The 18,207-nt window shown below is 68.4% G+C and carries 18 protein-coding genes and 1 pseudogene; 7 read left to right on the top strand and 12 right to left on the bottom strand.

The features are described from left to right. Nucleotides 1-93: 93 nt before the first annotated feature. Nucleotides 94-492 carry a hypothetical protein gene (locus tag BG90_RS30270; RefSeq protein WP_010108068.1) on the bottom strand — a complete coding sequence of 133 codons (399 nt, stop codon included), beginning with the start codon at nucleotides 490-492 and terminating at the stop codon, nucleotides 94-96. A 128-nt stretch (nucleotides 493-620) separates the two neighbouring features. On the opposite strand from BG90_RS30270, the gene BG90_RS30275 reads away from it, so the two are divergent. Further along, nucleotides 621-962, top strand: coding sequence for a hypothetical protein (locus BG90_RS30275; RefSeq protein WP_232239103.1), 342 nt, complete (start codon nucleotides 621-623; stop codon nucleotides 960-962). A 132-nt stretch (nucleotides 963-1,094) separates the two neighbouring features. On the opposite strand, the gene polX is transcribed toward BG90_RS30275, so the two are convergent. Both polX and BG90_RS37675 read right to left on the bottom strand, forming a co-directional pair. Continuing rightward, nucleotides 1,095-2,945, bottom strand: a complete 1,851-nt coding sequence (polX, locus tag BG90_RS30280) for a DNA polymerase/3'-5' exonuclease PolX (RefSeq protein ID WP_025990572.1) — start codon at nucleotides 2,943-2,945, stop codon at nucleotides 1,095-1,097. Between the two features lie 542 nt (nucleotides 2,946-3,487). Beyond that, nucleotides 3,488-4,583 (bottom strand): annotated as a pseudogene (locus tag BG90_RS37675) (acyltransferase family protein). Here BG90_RS37675 and BG90_RS37685 point away from each other — a divergent pair. Together BG90_RS37685 and pbpG are read left to right on the top strand one after the other, a co-directional pair. Continuing rightward, complete coding sequence (locus tag BG90_RS37685; protein ID WP_010122625.1) at nucleotides 4,564-4,830, top strand: hypothetical protein; 267 nt, start codon at nucleotides 4,564-4,566, stop codon at nucleotides 4,828-4,830. The pseudogene BG90_RS37675 and the gene BG90_RS37685 overlap by 20 nt on opposite strands. Before the next feature lie 99 nt (nucleotides 4,831-4,929). After that, nucleotides 4,930-6,051 (top strand): D-alanyl-D-alanine endopeptidase, encoded by a 1,122-nt coding sequence (gene pbpG / locus BG90_RS30295; RefSeq protein WP_010122623.1) that lies wholly within the window; start codon nucleotides 4,930-4,932, stop codon nucleotides 6,049-6,051. A 220-nt stretch (nucleotides 6,052-6,271) separates the two neighbouring features. Here the strand turns inward: pbpG and BG90_RS30300 are convergent, their stop codons facing one another. Together BG90_RS30300 and BG90_RS30305 are read right to left on the bottom strand one after the other, a co-directional pair. Next, complete coding sequence (locus BG90_RS30300) at nucleotides 6,272-7,279, bottom strand: hypothetical protein (RefSeq protein ID WP_010122621.1); 1,008 nt, start codon at nucleotides 7,277-7,279, stop codon at nucleotides 6,272-6,274. Between the two features lie 457 nt (nucleotides 7,280-7,736). Then, nucleotides 7,737-8,354 (bottom strand): DJ-1/PfpI family protein, encoded by a 618-nt coding sequence (locus BG90_RS30305; RefSeq protein ID WP_010108050.1) that lies wholly within the window; start codon nucleotides 8,352-8,354, stop codon nucleotides 7,737-7,739. A 90-nt stretch (nucleotides 8,355-8,444) separates the two neighbouring features. Between BG90_RS30305 and BG90_RS30310 the strand changes: the two genes are divergently transcribed. Both BG90_RS30310 and BG90_RS30315 read left to right on the top strand, forming a co-directional pair. After that, nucleotides 8,445-9,779 carry an aminotransferase-like domain-containing protein gene (locus tag BG90_RS30310; RefSeq protein WP_010108049.1) on the top strand — a complete coding sequence of 445 codons (1,335 nt, stop codon included), beginning with the start codon at nucleotides 8,445-8,447 and terminating at the stop codon, nucleotides 9,777-9,779. 177 nt (nucleotides 9,780-9,956) lie between these two features. Further along, complete coding sequence (locus BG90_RS30315; protein WP_010122619.1) at nucleotides 9,957-11,348, top strand: pyridoxal phosphate-dependent decarboxylase family protein; 1,392 nt, start codon at nucleotides 9,957-9,959, stop codon at nucleotides 11,346-11,348. Between the two features lie 354 nt (nucleotides 11,349-11,702). Here BG90_RS30315 and BG90_RS30320 read toward each other — a convergent pair whose 3' ends face one another. Continuing rightward, a complete protein-coding gene (locus BG90_RS30320; RefSeq protein ID WP_010122618.1) occupies nucleotides 11,703-12,308 on the bottom strand; it encodes a flavin reductase family protein in 606 nt (201 codons plus the stop codon). Between the two features lie 382 nt (nucleotides 12,309-12,690). Beyond that, a complete protein-coding gene (locus tag BG90_RS30325; protein ID WP_010122617.1) occupies nucleotides 12,691-13,320 on the bottom strand; it encodes an NAD(P)H-binding protein in 630 nt (209 codons plus the stop codon). Between the two features lie 99 nt (nucleotides 13,321-13,419). On the opposite strand from BG90_RS30325, the gene BG90_RS30330 reads away from it, so the two are divergent. After that, complete coding sequence (locus BG90_RS30330) at nucleotides 13,420-13,875, top strand: hypothetical protein (protein ID WP_232289010.1); 456 nt, start codon at nucleotides 13,420-13,422, stop codon at nucleotides 13,873-13,875. On the opposite strand, the gene BG90_RS38145 is transcribed toward BG90_RS30330, so the two are convergent. The 3 genes from BG90_RS38145 to BG90_RS37775 form a co-directional block, all read right to left on the bottom strand. Beyond that, nucleotides 13,836-14,117 (bottom strand): DUF3331 domain-containing protein, encoded by a 282-nt coding sequence (locus BG90_RS38145; protein WP_081470036.1) that lies wholly within the window; start codon nucleotides 14,115-14,117, stop codon nucleotides 13,836-13,838. The two genes, BG90_RS30330 and BG90_RS38145, sit on opposite strands and share 40 nt — an antisense overlap. Nucleotides 14,118-14,123: 6 nt before the next feature. Continuing rightward, nucleotides 14,124-14,945, bottom strand: a complete 822-nt coding sequence (locus BG90_RS30335) for an alpha/beta fold hydrolase (RefSeq protein ID WP_010108042.1) — start codon at nucleotides 14,943-14,945, stop codon at nucleotides 14,124-14,126. Nucleotides 14,946-15,244: 299 nt separating this feature from the next. Next, entirely contained in the window at nucleotides 15,245-15,370 is a 126-nt protein-coding gene (locus BG90_RS37775; protein WP_257791825.1) for a hypothetical protein, read from the bottom strand. 226 nt (nucleotides 15,371-15,596) lie between these two features. Between BG90_RS37775 and BG90_RS30345 the strand changes: the two genes are divergently transcribed. Continuing rightward, nucleotides 15,597-15,848, top strand: coding sequence for a hypothetical protein (locus BG90_RS30345; RefSeq protein WP_144411710.1), 252 nt, complete (start codon nucleotides 15,597-15,599; stop codon nucleotides 15,846-15,848). Here BG90_RS30345 and BG90_RS30350 read toward each other — a convergent pair. Then, nucleotides 15,815-17,275, bottom strand: coding sequence for an alginate export family protein (locus BG90_RS30350; protein ID WP_045568518.1), 1,461 nt, complete (start codon nucleotides 17,273-17,275; stop codon nucleotides 15,815-15,817). The genes BG90_RS30345 and BG90_RS30350 overlap by 34 nt on opposite strands. Further along, nucleotides 17,272-18,168, bottom strand: coding sequence for a VOC family protein (locus BG90_RS30355; protein WP_010122744.1), 897 nt, complete (start codon nucleotides 18,166-18,168; stop codon nucleotides 17,272-17,274). Before BG90_RS30355 ends, BG90_RS30350 begins: the two co-directional genes overlap by 4 nt. Between the last annotated feature and the right edge of the window lie 39 nt (nucleotides 18,169-18,207).

An 18,207-nucleotide genomic window follows, 5' to 3' on the forward strand; every position in this document is an offset into this window, starting at 1 on the left:
GAATTTTTCTCGTCGTCAGCCATCCTGACGACGCGCATGCACGCCGTCAGGACGAGTTTGCGTATCGCAGCGAGCGCGCTGCGACCCGAGGGGTCAGACGAGAGAGGTTCGGGGCGGCCGTTCGATGCCGTCCGTCAGGAACGACACGGCGCCGGCGTCTTGAGGAAAGGAAGGGGTGATGCGCGCGGCATCGAAGGACGCCGCCGAGACGGAGCCGGCCGGCAAGCCGGCGCCGACACAGCACGACACGCAGGTCGCGCATGGGTGCGTGTGATGTGCGTCGCCCAGGCCGGGATGCCGATGGTCGGCCGCGGCCACGGTCATATCGTGCGCGCCGTGACCGCTTTCCGTTCCGGCTTGCAGCAGATGGTGGGCAGGCGCGCCGTCGTCGACGTGCGCGACCTCGCAATTCATCGAGACGGCCGCCAGCGACTGAACCGGAAGGCTCAGTGCCAACAACACGACAACGAAGAGCTTGCGCCAATATGACATAGGGGCGGAGTCTAACATGCAGTGGCGTCGACCGTAAGCGCTTTCTGCGCGTCGAAAGCGCCCGGCGGCGCGGCGTCGCCGCGTCTGCCGAGCCGGCGCTCGAAGGACGCGGCGTGGCGTCGGAACCGATGACGGCCCTCGAGGTTCACGCGCGCCTGCGACGCGCGCCCGGCGTCGATGTCGGTCGCGCCGATCGTCGCCTGCGCGGGTCCGCTGCCGTTTCGGCCGGCCGCGTGCGCGTAGCCGAGGATCGCATCGACGCCGGCGTGCTTGCCGAGCAGGTCATCGGTGCGGAACCCGGCCTCGCGATAGCGGGCCGACGAATCGCCAGACGACTTCGGCTCGCCGTAGCCGATCTCCGCCTGCAGCGGCGGCGCGGACAGCCCACGCCGAATACCGGCGCGTTCCGGTATGCGTCAGTTCGGCGGAACGTCGAACCGGCGTCCGCCGCGCGGCGCGAATCGTTGTAGTCCGCGCCGGGCGTCACCGACTCGATCCTGTGCATTGCGCGGCGAGCCGGTCGATGCCGATCGACTTCACCGACGCGCAGGCCGCATTGACCGAGCCGCCGAACAGCGTATCCGACGACGACATGCATCCGCTCAGGCCGCAGCGTGCCCGCGTTTCTTCGCGCGACGCGCGCCGCCCACGCCGGCGCCTCGCGCTGTCGCCCGCTTGCTCGACGAACGTTTCGTCGAGCCGCCCGCAGCCGACGCGGCGCTCCCGCCCATCGTCCGCGCGAGCAGCGGCCGCAGTTGCGCGAGCGTGCGAGTGTTGAGCACCTGCGCCTTCGTCAGCCAGCCGCGCCGCGCCTGATCGACGCCGATCCCGAGATAGTTCAGGTCCTCGCGGCGATGCGCATCGGAATCGATCGACACGAGCACGCCGGCCTCGGCCGCCTGCCGGCACCAGACGTCGGCAAGATCCAGCCGCTGCGGCTGCGCATTCAGCTCGAGATGGCAGCCGCGCGCGCGTGCATGCTCGATCACGCGGGCAAGGTCGATGTCGTACGCGTCGCGCTCGCCGAGCAGCCGCCCCGACGGATGCGCGAGGATCGTGAAATACGGATGATCCATCGCGCGCAGCACCCGCTCGGTCTGCGCGGCGCGCGACAGATCGAAGTGACTGTGAACCGCGCCGACCACCAGATCGAGCCGCGCGAGCACGTCGTCGGGCAGATCGAGGCCGCCGTCTTCGAGGATGTCGACCTCGATGCCTTTGAGCAGCACGATGCCTTCGAGCGTCTCGTTCAGCCGGTCGATCTCGTCGATTTGTCCGGCGAGGCGCTCCGCGTCGAGGCCGTGCGCGACGCCGAGCCGATGCGAATGATCGGTGATCGCGAGATATTCGAGGCCGCGCTTGCGCGCCGCGAGCGCCATGTCCCGCAGGCTGTCCTGACCGTCGGTCGCGTTCGTGTGCGCATGCAGGTCGCCGCGCAGGTCCTTGCGTTCGACGAGGGTCGGCAGACGGCCTTCGCGCGCGGCCTCGATCTCGCCCTGGTTCTCGCGGAGCTCGGGCGGCACCCATTCGAGGCCGATCGACGCGTAGACCGATTCCTCGGTCGTACCGGCGATGCGCCGCTCGCCATGGAACACGCCGTACTCGTTGATCTTCAGGTCGCGCGCCTGCGCGATGCGACGCATCGCAATGTTGTGCGCCTTCGATCCCGTGAAGTAGACGAGCGCCGCGCCGAGCGACGCCGGCGTGACGACGCGCAGATCGACCTGGATACCGCAGTGAAGCACGACGCTCGAGCGCGTGTCGCCGCTCGCGAGCACCCGCGCGACTTCGTCGTATGCAACGAAGCGCGCCGCCGCTTTCGCCGGGTCGCTCGCCGTCACGAGAATGTCGAGATCGCCGACGGTCTCGCGCCGCCGCCGGAAGCTGCCGGCCACGAGCGCTTCGCTCACGCCCGGCGTCTCGCGCAGATACGTGAGGAGCGGCGTCAGATACTGCGTCGCGAACGACAGCAGGAAGCGCTGCGACTTGCGCCGCAGCCGCGCGCCGATCGCCTCCGCGATGTGCGCCTCGGTCTTCTCGCCGAAGCCCGGCAGTCCGCGAATCTTGCCGCTCTCGGCGGCTTCCTTCAGTTGCTCGAGCGTCTCGACGTGCAGCGCGTCGTGCAGCGCGCGCACGCGTTTCGCACCCAGCCCCGGGACGCCGAGCAGCTCGACGATCGCGGGCGGCAGCGCCTGGCGCAGTTGCTGCTGCAGCCCGCACGTGCCGGTCGTCGCGATCTCGCTCAGCTTGCCGGCGAGATCGGGGCCGATCGTCGGAATGTCGTCGAGGTTCTTCCCGTCGGCGACCATCGCCGCGATGTCGCGGCCGAGCCCGCCGACCGTGCGCGCCGCGTTGCGGTACGCGCGCACGCGAAACGGATTGGCCCCCTGTATCTCGAGCAGATCGGCGATCTCGGCGAAGACCGCCGCAAAATCGGCATTGTGGATCGGCATGTTCGACCTCGCCTTCACATGGACGGCGGTGCGCGACGCGGCGCGAAGGCGCCGGGCGAATCGACGCGCCGTCGCGCGCATGTGTCGCGCGCTTTCATCTTGGGTCGCGACGCGCATCGGGGTCGTGCGCGAGCGCCGGCGGCGGCGCTGCCGGCGGCCGGCATCGCGATCCGTTCGCTCGACGCCCGGCACGACAGGCCCAGCATAGGCGGGGCGCGGCCCGCGTCGTTGCGCTGGATCAATTCGATCGGTGCCGCATATTTCGTGCGCGCTCGCGCAGCCGAAGCATGCGCGCGTGACGCCGGGCAAAACGGCGCTGGGATGCGCGCGGCGCGATCGGGATCGATTCCAGATCAGGACAACGAAGCTCGGCCGGCATTTTGTATTTTTTTCAGGAAGCGGCGAATCCGGCGGGCGTGCCGGCTTCCACTGAGCCCCGCAATCTCCGGCGCGGTAGCACGCCGCACCGAAGCCGCGCGTCGAGCGATCCGATCGCGGCCAATCGACGATCGCGCCCGAAAAAACGGACGCCGCGATGCGCATCACTTCTGCAGATATCTCGGCGACAATCGCGCGACGCTCCGTCGGAACGCGTCGTTCAACGGCTCGGCATAGCACCGGAACACGAGCGCCGCGACGAGCGCCGACACACCCAAGTAAAAGATCAGCCACAGCGGCTTTGCGTCGACGCCGATCGTCTCTCGCGTGACGAACTCGCGCAGAATGCCCGGCACGACGATATGAAACAGGTGCAGCTCGTAGCTGCGCTGTCCGAACCAACCGATCACGCGAAGCGCGGCATGCGGCACGCCCGCGTCGTCATGCGATCCGTCCCTCACGCCGTACAGCAGGATCGCGGTGCAGAACGCGACGATGGACACGCCCCACACGGCGTTTTGCATGATCGGCCCGCACAGGTAGACGACGGTGATCGCGGCGGCGGCAATCGCCCGGATCGCCCGGTGGCTCCGGCCGCGCGAGATCCGGCGCAACGGAAGCAGCGCCGCGCAGCATCCCATCGCGATCGCGTCGAAGCACGATCCGTAGCCGTACAGCGCGACGATCTCGTCGTGCGCGTGCAGGCTTCGGTAGATCGGTCCGGCGACGATCGGCACGCACAGGAACAGGACGATGTAGCGGCGTCGCCGCAGCAGCAGGCAGACGACCGGGAACGAAAGATAGAACGCCTCCTCGACCGACAGCGGCCACAGGATGTTCATCGCGCAATTGAAATAGCCGACCTTCGCCATCAGCACGTTGCCAGAACGTCAGCACCGACAGCACCGCGACGAGCGTGCTCGCGGTGTCCGGCTTGTCGACGAACGAGCGCAGGCCGAGCGAGCCGAGCGCCACGATCGCGAGCAGGACGAGCGCGAGACACGGCAGAATCCGCGACGCGCGATACCCGTAGAACGTCGCCGGCTCGATCGCGCCGGGCGAGCCGAAGCGCCGGATCGACGTCGACGTGATCAGGAACCCGGATACGGCGAAGAACATCGTGACGCCGTCATTGCCGTTTCGCGCGACCGCCTTGAGCGCGTCCGACAGGAACGGCGCATCGATCGGCGTGACGTTCAGCCGGTACGTCAGATGAAAATGCAGGATCAGGACGAGCAGGATGGCGATCCCGCGCAACAAGTCGACGCCGTCGTTTCTTCTTTTCTATTGCATTATTTCGAATTTCACGCCGAAGCGGCGGCCGGCTCGCCGCGTGCGCGTCGTGTTCGACAGGCGCGCGGCCGCGAGCGTGGTTTTCGTCGGCCTTCTTTCAATCGACTACGAACGGGACCGCCGTTTCCGTGCGATGCGACGCAATGGGCTCCGCGCGCTCGTTCGGCCGAAAAAAACCCATCACGTAAAAATAAAAACGATCGTTTCAAATTAAATATTTGGGTGAGGAATATTCCCTATGTCATTGTAATTGCTAATCTAATGGCCGATTACTATAATCATTCCAAAGCTCGAATTCAATAATTGGGGCACCATGAAAGCGACACCGTTTTCCTCGATGAAAGCGATGTGCGAAACCGTCCTTCGTGTCTCGAAGCGGGCGGTGTTGCCGGTCGTGCTCGCGTCCTTGCTTGCCGTCCCGCCGTTCGATGCGCAGGCGAAATCCTCCGTGTCGAAGCGGCATCCCGTGGCTTCCGCGTCCATCAGGAAGGCGAGTTTTCATCCGCAATCGGGCCATGCGTCGCTCGCGGGGCACGCGGTCGCCACGCGCCATCTGAAGGCGGGCCGCTACAGGCTGGCAGGCGGCGTCCACCGGGTCACGTTCTCGCCGCGCGCGCCGCTGAGCGCCCGCTCGTTCGAGCCGCGCGTTACGTCACGGCCGTCCGGACTCCGTTCGAACATCGCCTACATGATCGACCCGCATACCGGCGAAACGCTGTTCGACCGGAATTCGCAATCGGTCGTGCCGATCGCGTCGGTGACGAAGCTGATGACGGCGATGGTCGTGCTCGATTCGAAGGCGCCGCTCGAAGAGCGGATCGAAGTGACCGACGACGATCGCGATCAAGACAAGTTCACCGGCTCGCGCCTCGCGATCGGCTCGACGCTGAGCCGCGACGACATGCTTCACATCGCGCTGATGGCGTCCGAGAATCGCGCGGCGGCGGCGCTGTCGCGCTATTACCCGGGCGGCCGGCAGGCATTCGTCGATGCGATGAATCAGAAGGCGCGATCGCTCGGCATGATCGATACGCATTTCGAGAATCCGACCGGACTGTCGAAATACAACGTGTCGACCGCGCGCGATCTCGCGAAGATGGTCGAGGCGGCTTACCAGTATCCGCTGATCCGGCAGTATTCGACCGACCTGAAATACGAGGTCGACACGGGCCGCCGCACGCTCTACTACCACAGCACGAACATCCTGCTGCGCGACGAAGACTGGGACATCGGCGTGCAGAAGACGGGCTATATCAGGGAGTCCGGCATTTGCCTCGTGATGCAGACGACGATCGACGGGCGCGAGGTCGTGATGGTGCTGCTGGATTCGGCCGGGCGTCACTCCGATTTCTTCGACGCGGCGCGGCTGCGCGCGATGCTGACGTCGGGCGGCGCGCACGTGATGGAAGCGAATTCGGCGGCGGGCGGCAGCTGAGCCGAACGGGTTCGGACGACGACGCACGCTTCTTGCCGACACGACACGCGCCGCGGCGGCGCCCGGCGAACTCGCGTCGCCGCACGAGCTTCGACGATGCTCGATCATGTCGATCAGGCGCTCACGCAGCGCACCCTCGACGCCGCTCGGCAATCCTCATGGTCGCTCCGACGTTCGGCTTCGCGCGAAGGCCATCGACTGCGCGCGCCGCGCGCGCGTGTCAGGCGCTTGCGATGTGCTCGTCGAACGTCGTCTTGAAATGCGCGGCGAACCGGTCGAGCTGATCGGCCGGCAGATGATTGACCCCGGCCGCGCGCTTGCGGCCGCCGCCCGTTTCGAAGCCTCGGCAGAAATCGTCGGCGCCGATCGTGCTGTTCGCCGGGACGCGCACGCTGACGACGTAGCCGCCATCCGTCTTCGGACTCAGGATCGCCAGCGCGCACGCCGGATGGTCTTGCATGACCTCGTTCGCGAGCGCGCCGGTCACGCGGCGCGCCCAGCGCTCCGGCGGCAGTACGAGCATGATCGCGTGCGGCGTCGCCACTTCCGGGCGCACCGCGCGCGCCCGGCGCAGATCCTCCCGGTATCCGTCGCTCAGCGCGCGCAGCACGTCGGTACTGTCGATGAAGTCGAGCGGATCCGCGAACGGCTGCATCGTTTCCGCCAACGCGGCGGGATCGAAATGCAGGTCGTCGACGCGCTCGCCGTACGCGTTGTAGTTCAGGCATTGTCCGAGCTGCGCGAACCGCTCGAGCGCCTCCGGCTCGATGCGATGCGCAAGCGCGAGCGCATGGCCGAGCTGCGGCAGCGCGTCGCCGAACGCCGCGACGATCGCCCAGCGCGCGTGGCGCCCTTGCAGGTATCGATCGACGATCGCGCTCGTGCAGACGTCCGCGGCGGTATCGATGTGCGCATGGAAGTTCGGATGGCCGGGCAGCGCGCCCGCGAAGTGATGATCGAAGTAGCGCAGCCGCGCCCCCGCCGCGAGCAGTCGCTCGACGTCCGCTCGGTTCTGGTCGTGCGACACGTCGAGGACCGTGACTTCGTCGCCGGCCGCGGCCGACACGCGATCCAGCAGCCGGATATCGCGCTTGACGCCCGTCACGAGCGTTCCTCCCGGCCCTTCGGCAAGACGCAGCTGCTGCAGCGCGCACAGGCCGTCGGCGTCGCCGTTGAACGCGAAGATCCGGGCCGGCGGCGTGCGCCCGCCGCCGGCGTTTTCGTGCATTGCCGCTTGCGGGCCGTGACGTCCGCGACGGGCGATACCGGAATTCAACATGTGCCTCCACAAAGCCATCGATCGGCGCTCGACGCGTTTCGCCGGAACGAAACGCCATGCGTGAAGAGCGAACGCCGGCTGTCGCCTCGCGCCGTATGACGCCGTCCGGCGCCGATTGCGCGACGCGCGCTGCGTGACGAATCGAAACGCCACGATTGTATCGTTTCGCCGGCCATCGATCGCATCGGCGGCGCTTGCCCCGGCGACGCATCCGGCACCCGACGAGCCGGGGCCGAAGCCAAGCGTTTCACTTCGCTTCGCGCGCCACGCTTCTCCCCCGCACCCTTCACCCGTCACGCTCGCCGAACGTGAATGCATCGTCCCGGCCCGGCGCCCGATCCTGACCGAGCCCGAACACGAGCACGCGACGCGCGCCGCCGCCGCCCCCCCCGCGGCGCCCGCTCGCTCACGCGGCCGTCGACGCTTCCGTCAGAAACGGCGCGACATGCTTCATCGCCCGCGACACGTAATCGTCCTTCTCGCCGACCGGCGCGACGTAATGCAGCGCGCGCTCCGCGGCTTCCCGCCCTTCGAGACGCGCGATGACCCACGCGGCAAGATAGTGCGACGCAAGACAGCCGCCCGCCGTCGCGACGTTGCCGTTCGCGAAAAACGGCCGGTTCAGCACGTCGACGCCGGCTTCCTGCACCCACGGCTTCGTCGTGAGATCGGTGCACGCCGGCACGCCGTCGAGCAACCCCAGCTTCGCGAGCACGAGCGTGCCCGAGCACTGCGCGCCCAATAGCTGCCGCGACGGATCGAGCCGAAGCTGCGCGATCAGCGCGGCGTCGGCGACGACTTCGCGCGTCCGCGCGCCGCTGCCGACGAGGACCGCATCGGCATCGCTCGCGTCGCGCAGCGACGCCTGCGCTTCGATCGCGACGCCGTTCATCGACCGGACGCGGGCGGTCGGACTCGCGATCGACACGCGCCAGCCCGGCTTCTTCACGCAGTTGAGGATGCCGAGCGCGATCAGCGAGTCGAGCTCGTTGAAGCCCTCGAAAGTCAGGATTGCGATATGCATGACGTCGTCTCCAGTGAGTGTCGATTGCGACGACGCATCGTATGTCCGAAAATCAATACGATCAAATAATTGTCATGGATACATCGGCATATGGCCCACGCCCGCTACAAACACCTCGTCGACGCGCTCGCCGCCGACATTCGCTCGGGCCGCCTGCCGCCCGGCACGCGCCTGCCCACGCATCGCCGGCTCGCGGCCGACGAGGGCCTCGCGCTCGTCACCGCGACGCGCGTCTACGCGGAGCTCGAAGCGATGGGGCTCGTCAGCGGCGAAACCGGCCGCGGCACGTTCGTCCGGGAAACCGCGCTGCCGCGCGGGCTCGGCATCGATCAGCACGCGGCCGCAGCCGGCATGGTGGATCTCGGTTTCAACTATCCGTCGCTGCCCGAGCAGGCCGAGCTGCTGCGAAGCGCGCTGCGGCAGCTCGCGGCGTCCGGCGACCTCGATGCGCTGCTGCGCTACCAGCCTCACGGCGGACGGCGGCACGAGCGCGCGTCGGTCGCTCGCCATCTCGCCTGCCGCGGCCTGTCGGTCGACGCGGAGCGCGTGACGATCGTCAGCGGCGCGCAGCACGGGCTCGCCGCGACGGCCATGGCGCTCTTGCGCCCCGGCGACGTCGTCGCGGCCGACGCGCTGACCTATCCGGGCTTCAAGATCGTGGCCGAGGCGCAGCATCTCGAGCTCGCGCCGATTCCGGCGGCCGGCCAGGGGCCCGATCTCGACGCGCTCGAGCGGCTCTGCCAAAGCCGCCGCGTGCGTGCGGTGTACACGATGCCGACGCTGCACAACCCGCTCGGCTGGGTGATGAGCGCACATCGGCGGCGGCGGCTCGTCGCGATTGCGCGCCGCCACGGACTGCTGATCATCGAGGACGCCGCGTACGCATTCCTCGCCGACGACCCGCCCGCGCCGATCGCGGCGCTCGCGCCGGAGGCGACCGTCTACGTCTCGGGGCTGTCGAAGAGCGTCGCGACCGGGCTGCGCGTCGGCTTCGTCGCGGCGCCCGCGCAGTGGGTGCCGGCGATCGAGCGCGCGATTAGGGGCACCACGTGGAACACGCCCGGCGTGATGACGGCGATCGCCTGCGGCTGGCTCGACGACGGGACCGTCGCGCGCCTCGAAGCGCAGAAGCGCCGCGATGCGGCCGCCCGGCAATCGATCGCGAGCGACGCGCTCGCCGGACTGCGGTGCGTCCGTCATCCGGCATCGTATTTCCTGTGGCTGCCGCTCGCCGAAGAAGCGCGCGCCGACCAGGTGGCGATGGCGTTGATGCGCGAGCAAGTCTCGGTGTCGACCGCCGAGCCGTTCGCGACGTCCGCGCACGCGCCGCATGCGATTCGCGTCGCGCTCGGATCCGTGGATCCGGAAACGCTGCGCGACGCGTTGGGCAAGGTCAGGCGGGTGGTCGATGCGCATTCGCATTAAGACGGTCGTCGGATCGATTTATGTCTTTTCCGAACGGGGCCGGCTGTCCCGGCATTCGCGCGCTCGCCAGCACGATCCGCGCATTAGCCTTAGTATTCCCGTTCGCGACGCCGCGTCCGCGCGCAACGCAACGCATTGAATCGATCGTTTCCCCTGACCTCGACGACGACACACCGAATGGATGCCAAACTCTCGCACGACCTCGAGCACATCGAAGCGGTGCTCGAGCGCACGCTCGACCACGCGCTCGACGCGCTCGGCCGCATCGAAGACCGGCCCGCGGCGCTGGCGCCGCCTCCCGCGACGCCGTCGCCGCTCCCCGAACGCGGCGTCGGCTTCGATGCGGCGCTCGACGATTTCGCGGCGCGCTGGGCGCCGGGATTTTCCGGCAGCGCCGGCGCGCGCTACCTCGGCTTCGTGACGGGCGGCGCAACGCCCGCCGCGATCGCCGGCGACTGGCTGACGAGCATCTACGACCAGAATCCGACCGCGGGCATCGACAGCACCGCGCCGGATCTCGAACGCGAGACCGTCGCGCGGCTGCGCGAGCTGTTCGGGCTCTCCGACGCGCAGCAGGGCGTGCTCGTCAGCGGCGCGACGATGTCGAACCTCGTGGGCCTCGCGATCGGCCGCGAATGGCTCGGCGAGCGGTGCGATCCGCCTGTCGATGTCGCGGAAGACGGCGTCGGCAAGCTGCCGACGATCGATGTGCTGTCGGGCGCGCCGCACTCGAGCATCTACAAGGCGCTATCGGTGCTCGGCATCGGCCGCCGCGCGGTGCGGAAGATCCCGACGCTGAAAGACCGCGAAGCCGTCGACGTCGCCGCGCTCGAAGCGGCGCTCCGGCGTCTCGACGGCAAGCCGGCGATCGTCGTCGCGAACGCGGGCACCGTGAACACGGTCGACTACGACACGCTGCCGGCCATCGCCGCGCTCAAGTCGCGCTATCCGTTCTGGCTGCACGTCGACGCGGCGTTCGGCGCGTTCGCCGCGCTGTCGCCGGAGCACGCGTCGCTCACGCACGGTCTCGACGACGCCGACTCGATCTGCATCGACCTGCACAAATGGCTGAACGTGCCCTACGACGCCGCGGTGCAATTCAGCCGCCGTCGCGACCTGCAGGTGCGCGTGTTCCAGAACAGCGCCGCGTATCTCGGCGTCCCCGCCGACAATCCGGATTTCGTCCATCTGACGCCGGAGAATTCGCGGCGGCTGCGCGCGCTGTCGACGTGGTTCGCGCTCGCCGCGTACGGCCGCGACGGGCACGCGGAGATCGTCCGCCGCAACATCGCGCTCGCGCGCCGGCTCGGCCGCCTGATCGACGAACAGCCCGGCCTGACGCTCCTTGCGCCGACACGGCTCAACGTCGTGTGCTTCACGCTCGCCGAGCAGCCCGACGAGGCGCGCGTCAACGCGTACATGCGCGCGGTGCGCGACCTCGGCGACGCGTTCATCACGACGACGGTCTACGCGGGCACCTGGGGGCTGCGCGCGGCGTTCAGCAATTGGCGCACGGACGAGGACGACGTCGACCGGGTGTTCCGGTCGCTGGTCCGAGCGTTGGGTTGAGTCGCGGTTGCGGCGGGCGCGCCCGGCATCCGGCAGGCGATGTCCGCGCGCAGGCGGGGCGTCGTGCGGAACGCGCACCGCGTGACGGCGGGAAACCGTGAATATGTTTGTCGCGCGCGGCGTCGTCCGATCGTTCCGATGCCGTCTCGCCGATGCGTTCGCCGAATCGACCGGGCGCGGGGACTTCCACGGCATGCGGCATCGCTGACGGGCGCGCGCCAAAGTCGAACGAAAGACGATGGAGCCGCAAGAACGAAGAGGGGCATCGCCCCTCTTCCGCATTGCCCGCACGGCACGCGCCGGCTATGCGAGCCGTCCGGCGAAAGGCGCCCGGGAGCCGGGCGCCGCGCGAATTTACAGCGCTTCTTCGACGTCCTGCTTGCCGGCCTCGCGGACCGAGAGCGGCTCGCCGATCGCGTAGAAGTGGCCGCCCGCGATGTGATGCAGGCTCCGCCACGCCGGGTCGGCACGCTCGAAATTCCAGTGTCCGTCCTTGAACGCCCGCGTATCGGACCACGCGGCGACGACCTCGCCGATGAACAGATCGTAGGCCTGCTGATTGTGCGGCTCCGGAATGAGCCTGCACGCGAGCCAGGCCGAGCAGCCCGCGACGAACGGCACATCGTGGCCGTCGATCGCGAACAGTTCCGCGTCGGCGCGCCGCAGCTTGTCCGGCTGGCTCGACAGGCTATGGCTGCCGATCTCGTGCGTGAGCTGCAACTGCGCCGCCGTCGGCACCTGGACGACGAAGCGTCCGCTCTTCTCGATGAGTTCGCGCGTCTTCGTCGCCTTGTCGAGCACCACCGTCAGCTTCGGCGGCGAGAAATCCAGCGCGCACGCCCACGCCGCCGCCATCACGTTGTCCACGCCGTCGTGGCGGGCGGACACGAGCACGGTCGGACCGTGATTGATGAGTCGGTGAGCCTTTTTCAGCTCGACCGCCGCGATATGACTGTCCATTCAGACTCCCAAAAAGAATTGCCTCCTGGATCGGCGTCGTGCGAATCGCGAGCCGTCCGGACACGATCGACTGCTTCCTGCCGCGCTTGACGGGCGTCTCCGAGGTTCGCGCGCCGACGCGGCCGGCGTCCGGATCGCCCGAGTCTCCGTCCTGCGCCGCCGGGCCGGCAAGGCAACCGTCGACGCGCGTTCGCGAGCGAGTTCGACGAAGGTCGAGGATCGATTCCGCGGCGGCGGCGTCAACGTCGAGGAGGCCGCCCACCGCCGAGCGACAGCGGCGCTTCGCACGAGCGCCAGGATAGCGCGCCTCGGCCGTCTTCGCCGACGGCGCTCGCGGCACGCGAGCGCGACAGGCCGTCGTCCGGATTGGCGGGTGCGGCCGTCAGGTCAGACGATCGGACGCAACGACATGCGTGCCCGGCTGCGGATTCAGCGCCGCCTCGATCAGCGCGCGGGCAATCCGGGGCGCCGGGTTGAGCCGCCAGCCGCGCGGCAGCAGCGGTCCGAACAGCGTCAGCGCGCACACCGCGGCCCGTTCGCCGACGCGAAACTCGTCACGGCGCCCGCCGATCAGGCCCGGCCGCACCGCCGTCAGCGACGCGAACCCGAGACCGGCCAGATCCCGCTCCAGTTCGCCCTTCACGCGGTTGTAGAAGAAGCGCGACGATGCGTCCGCGCCGACGGCCGAATTGAGCACGTAGGTCGGCGTACCGTGTTGCCGGGCGATGCGCGCGACGGCAAGCGGATAGTCGTGGTCGACCCGCCGGAACGCCGCTTGGGAGCCGGCCGCCCGCATCGTGGTGCCGAGCGTGCAGATCACCGCGTCCGCTTGCCACCACGCTGCGTCTTCGGGCAGGTGATCGAAGTCGATGCGCGGAGCCTGCAGCTTCGGATGCGCAGGCAACGCGCGGCGCGCGAGCGCCACCACCCTGTCGACGCGGGGATCGGCAAGCGCCAGGTCGAGCACGTGGCGGCCGACGAGCCCGGTCGATCCGACGAGAAGCAGCTTCATCCTGATGTCCTCGGTGTGGGTGATGCCCCAGACGCACGAACGGCGCGATCGGAATGCGCTTTTCCGAGTCGCACTCGATTCTCGCGCCGCAGTGTGGCGATGCTCGACATGGCGGACTGCGGCGAGCCGGCCGGCCCGCCGTCGGCGTTGCGTTGCGCTTTATGGCGATTCGAATTCTACAGCGTTGCCGGGCTGCGCCGGCGCGTCTGCGGCAAAGCGGGTCGCCTCGCCGCCGTCGAGCCCGAACACGCGTCGAACGACAATTCAGCGAAGGATCGATCGTCACGCTCGGTGTCGTTCACGCGCGAAGCGCGGCGACGAAAGCAAAGCGGCGCGTCGGGCGACAGGTACGCCGCCCGCCTCGACGACGCGCGCAAACACTCTCATCGCCTGCAATGTATCCATCCACTCTCCGTTCTCGTTTTCGTCGTCGCGGCCGCACGGCCGCGGAATCGCATTGCGTCGCCGCATCGCCGCATCGCCGCGGCGGCGCGTCCGCGCGTCGGACTGACTCGTCACGCCGACGAATCGAGCGCCGCGGCGAGAATCGCCTGATCGGCGTTGGCCGGAATGTTCCCGCGCGTGTACTTCGGCCGATAGATCACGTCGCCCGATTCGATCGTCGAGCCGGACAACGCGCAGATGCAGCGCCGGCGCGCGACGCCTTTCGTCCAGATCTGCCCGCCGTAGTTCGCGGAGGCCGGATCGCACCACGAGACCTCGATCGAGCTCCCCGTCCGCCGTTCCCAATGGCGGACCGCCGGCGCGCGACGTCGAACCGCGGCGACTGCCGAGATCGTCTTTTACGACTCGAGGAACGCGAGCAAATCTGCGTTGACCCGATCCGCATGCGTGACGCACATCCCGTGTGGCGCGCCGGGATACACCTTCAGCGTCGCGCGCCCGACGATCTTCGCGGACAGGCGCGCGGAATCGTCGATCGGCACGATCTGGTCGTCGTCGCCGTGCAGGATCAGCGTCGGCACGTCGATCTTCTTCAGGTCTTCCGTGTAATCCACTTCGGAGAATTCGCGAATGCACGCGTACTGACCGAGAATCCCGCCCGTCATCCCCTGTGCCCAGAACGCGTCGATCGTGCCTTGCGACACCTTCGCGTCCGGCCGGTTGAAGCCGAAGAACGGCGTCGCGAGATCGCGGTAGAACTGCGAGCGGTTGTCGGCGACGCCCTTGCGGATGCCATCGAATACGTCCATCGGCAGGCCGCCCGGATTCGTGGCGGTCTTCAGCATGATCGGCGGCACCGCGCCGATCAGCACCACCTTCGCGACGCGCTTCGTGCCGTGGCGCCCGATGTAGTGCGCGACTTCGCCGCCGCCCGTCGAATGCCCGACGAGCGTCGCCTCGCGCAGGTCGAGCGCATCGAGCAGCGCGGCGAGATCGTCCGCGTAGGTGTCCATGTCGTTGCCCGCCGCCGGTTGCTCGGAGCGGCCGTGGCCGCGGCGATCGTGCGCGATCACGCGAAAGCCGCGCTGCGCGAGGAACGGCATCTGCGCGTCCCAAGCATCCGCGTTCAGCGGCCAGCCGTGCGAGAACACGACCGGGCGCCCTTTGCCCCAGTCCTTGTAGAAGATTCGCGTACCGTCTTTCGTCGTGATCGTGTCCATCTGCGTGCGCTCCTGGTGGGTAGTAAGGTGACGGGCGCACGATGCGATGCGCTCCGACCGGACAGCAGGCCCTTCAACGCGGCGAGGTACGCTGCGGCACCTTCGCTCGATGCCGTGCGGCGACGCCGAGCGCAATCCGTGCTGCAATCCGCAATGAACCGAAGCTGCCGTCGTCGCGCATTCGTGCGCCGCACGTAGCGTGCTTCGTGCGATGACGACGCGCATCGAGTGTCCGATGCGCCCCGATCGACGCTCGCGCCGCATCGAACGGGCACTCGCTCGAAGCGGCGCGCTTCATGTCATGCGGTACGGCGCGCCGCGCCCGGCGATTTTTCCTCGATCGCTTTCGCGCGGACGTCGCAACGCTCGCCGGGCAGATTAATGCGCGGCGGGCGCGCCGTACTTAAGCAAACCTGAATTTTCATGATTCGGCGATCGGGCGCGCACTGCGTGCGCGAACGCCGAATGATGCGAACACGCCGCCCGGAGTGAAGCATAGATCGGTATTGCCCAATATCAATGACGTCTCGTTCGCGCCGCATGCTCGGCTGCCCCGACTGTCGCGGCGCCGACCAGTCTCGCAGTCGAGGCGGCGCGACGATGTGCGCGAACGTCCGGTCATTCGCGAATGGCGACACGATCCATCGAATCGTGTCGCCGTTCGCGCTGCGCCGAACGCTTCGCGTTCGATCGCTGGTTCGACAAAGCAGTGCAGCGGCAGACGATCCGCGCATCGCCATATCGATTCAGCGCATCCACACGATCGACGAGATGCGCGATCGCACCTGCCGCGAAAGAACGACCGGCGCACGCCCGGACATGACGATCGCAACGCGACCGCCCGCCGACGGCGACGGCGACGGCGACGGCTACCAGCCGAATTTCAACTCCGCGCCGACGTAATCGGCATTACGTCCGCCCGCCGCGCGAATCGCGTCGCCGACCTGGAAATGCACCATCTCGAGCGCCGCCGCCAGATTCGGCGTGACCGCCCAGTCCGCGCGCAGTTGCGTATAGAAGCCGGTCCACTTGCCGCCCCGGCCCGCCGTACCGGGCACGGGCGCCGCGCCTTGCGCGTAGACCGCATCGGCCGTCGTCGCGCGCCACTGCAATCCGACCGCCGCGAGCAGCGTGAGCGCATTGCTCGGCTTCAACGTGATCGAAGGCTTCACATGAATCAGGTTTGTATAGCCGGTATAGCCGGCGAGCGCGAAGTAGTAGCCGTTCGGAAACAGCGGATTGAACGTCTCGATCCGGCCGTCGTGCGGATGCCGGTCGCCCGACGCCGCGTCGATCTGCAAGCCGACCCGCGGCGTCCAGCGCATGTCGGCGAACGTATAGCCGGCGAGGGAGCCGACCGCCCATGCTTCGATGCGCTGCGCGCCGACGCGCCCCGACTGATACATGCCCTCGACGTCCCAGTCGACATGCTGCTTCTTGCCCGCGTACCGGACGTCGAACACGTCCCGATGCTCGGCGCCCGCGCCGTCGAGAAACTGCGCCTGCGTCCGGTTGTACCGCGAGTAATACGCGGACAGGTCGCCCGGCCCCACGCCCTGACGCTCGACGCGCACGCCGCTGAACGTGAGGTTGCGGCTCGACACGTCGTCGAACGCTTCGTCGTCGCGATACTGAACGGGCTGCGTCGCATAGCCGATGAAGCGCCACGGCCCCTGCTCCCAATCGGCCCAGATGCCGTCGAACGCCTGACGCACGTTCGGGCCGTCGCGTACCGACACGAAGCGCTGCAAGTCGAACGCCATTTCCTGCCGGCCGATCCGCGCCTTGAACACGCCCGGCCCGATCGCGTCGACGTAGGTCAAGAATGCCTGACGCAGATCCAGGCGATTGCGATCGACAGGGCCGACGTTGTCCTTGCCGAACGTGCGCGCATCCTCGAGCTGCACGAACACCTGGACGTGTCCGGCGATGCGCAAGTCGGCATGCACCTGCGCGCGCTGCAGCACATAGGTGTCGCCGTGCGCGCGGCCGATGCCGAAGAGCGGCGCGTCGTTCACCTCGAGCCGCTCGCGCAGCACCGCGCCGAGCGACAGATACGAGTCGCCGCGGCCGAAAAGCGGCGCGTACTTCAGCGCATCGAGCGGCCGGCGCGGCACGCACGGATCCGCGAGCGCCGACCAGTCTTCCTGCCAGCGGTTGAACAGGATCGCCGGACGAGTCTTCGTGCACGGCGCGTCCGACGGCGCGTCCGACGGCGCGGGCGCGGCGGCGGGCGCGGCGGCGGGCGCGTCCGCCGCGTGCGCGCGGGCCGCGGCGAGCAGCGACATCAACGCCCAGCAGCAGAGCGCGGAAGCACGGCGCATCGTCATTTCGCGTCGTGCACTTCGGCGATGTAGCCGCCGGGGAACGCGAGCATCGCGGTGCGTGCGGCGCGCGCGCGATACGGCCGGACCAGCACCTTGACGCCCGCCGCCTGCGCCTTCTCGAGCGTCGCATCGAGATCGTCGACCGCATAGCCGGTGGTTTCGCGGCCGTACGGGAACGGCAGCTTGCCGTCGGTCACGAACGCGGCGACCCGGCCGAAGGCCGATTCGATCACGATCTTGCGCATTTCCGTGCCTGGCCGGCCGATCGCGCCGCCGTCTTCATGACGGTTGTCGGAGACGACCTTGCCGCGCGAAAAGCGAACCCAGCTTTTGACGAAACGATCGGCCTCGTACGGCGACAGATAGACGCGATTGTCGGGAACCGTCGCGAGCGGCGCGTAAGACGGCGCCTTCCGGTGCCAATAGAGCTGCATCATCACGCCGCCCGGCCAGCGGATCACCGCGTCGCGGCCGATCGGATCGTCGAACGAGTCGACGACGATGTCCGCGCCGGCCGAGCGCGCCGCCTTCACCGCGTCGTCCATATCCGTCACCAAATAGCCCGTCCGCTCGTCGCCGAACGGATAGGGAATCGGCGTCTTGAATCCGAACACCGACAGCATGCCCACCGGCGTCTGCACGTATTGCGACAGCGTCTCGCTCGGCGTCGGCGTGACGGTGAGCGAGACGCGCGGCGACGCCTTCCCGCCGAACGTCGCGACGAAGCTGTCGACGAACGCGTCCAGATCGGACACCGCGACGTAGACGTGCGTCGTGTCGTACTGCGGCCCGACTGCGACCGACCGCGCCGGCGCGGTCGCGCGCGCGGACTCGGCGGCGGCGGCGCCCGCATCCGCGTCCGCGAAGGCTGCGGGCATCTGCGCGAAGCCGAACATCAAGGCGGCCAGCAAGGCCGAACGTACTCTGAAGCGTCG

The sequence above is a fragment of the Burkholderia oklahomensis C6786 genome (assembly GCF_000959365.1).
In the GTDB taxonomy this organism is placed as follows: Bacteria; Pseudomonadota; Gammaproteobacteria; order Burkholderiales; family Burkholderiaceae; genus Burkholderia; species Burkholderia oklahomensis.

Bases quoted from the DNA above. Each gene is read 5' to 3' on its own strand.
- BG90_RS30300 (WP_010122621.1), bottom strand. From the start codon at position 7,279: ATGCACGAAAACGCCGGCGGCGGGCGCACGCCGCCGGCCCGGATCTTC.
- BG90_RS37775 (WP_257791825.1), bottom strand. From the start codon at position 15,370: ATGAAAATTCAGGTTTGCTTAAGTACGGCGCGCCCGCCGCGCATTAAT.
- BG90_RS37685 (WP_010122625.1), top strand. From the start codon at position 4,564: ATGGCGATCCCGCGCAACAAGTCGACGCCGTCGTTTCTTCTTTTCTAT.
- BG90_RS30310 (WP_010108049.1), top strand. From the start codon at position 8,445: ATGGCCCACGCCCGCTACAAACACCTCGTCGACGCGCTCGCCGCCGAC.
- BG90_RS30315 (WP_010122619.1), top strand. From the start codon at position 9,957: ATGGATGCCAAACTCTCGCACGACCTCGAGCACATCGAAGCGGTGCTC.
- BG90_RS30305 (WP_010108050.1), bottom strand. From the start codon at position 8,354: ATGCATATCGCAATCCTGACTTTCGAGGGCTTCAACGAGCTCGACTCG.
- BG90_RS30355 (WP_010122744.1), bottom strand. From the start codon at position 18,168: ATGTTCGGCTTCGCGCAGATGCCCGCAGCCTTCGCGGACGCGGATGCG.
- BG90_RS30330 (WP_232289010.1), top strand. From the start codon at position 13,420: ATGCTCGACATGGCGGACTGCGGCGAGCCGGCCGGCCCGCCGTCGGCG.
- BG90_RS30350 (WP_045568518.1), bottom strand. From the start codon at position 17,275: ATGACGATGCGCCGTGCTTCCGCGCTCTGCTGCTGGGCGTTGATGTCG.
- BG90_RS30270 (WP_010108068.1), bottom strand. From the start codon at position 492: ATGTCATATTGGCGCAAGCTCTTCGTTGTCGTGTTGTTGGCACTGAGC.
- BG90_RS30325 (WP_010122617.1), bottom strand. From the start codon at position 13,320: ATGAAGCTGCTTCTCGTCGGATCGACCGGGCTCGTCGGCCGCCACGTG.
- pbpG (WP_010122623.1), top strand. From the start codon at position 4,930: ATGAAAGCGACACCGTTTTCCTCGATGAAAGCGATGTGCGAAACCGTC.
- BG90_RS30275 (WP_232239103.1), top strand. From the start codon at position 621: ATGACGGCCCTCGAGGTTCACGCGCGCCTGCGACGCGCGCCCGGCGTC.
- BG90_RS30320 (WP_010122618.1), bottom strand. From the start codon at position 12,308: ATGGACAGTCATATCGCGGCGGTCGAGCTGAAAAAGGCTCACCGACTC.
- BG90_RS30335 (WP_010108042.1), bottom strand. From the start codon at position 14,945: ATGGACACGATCACGACGAAAGACGGTACGCGAATCTTCTACAAGGAC.
- polX (WP_025990572.1), bottom strand. From the start codon at position 2,945: ATGCCGATCCACAATGCCGATTTTGCGGCGGTCTTCGCCGAGATCGCC.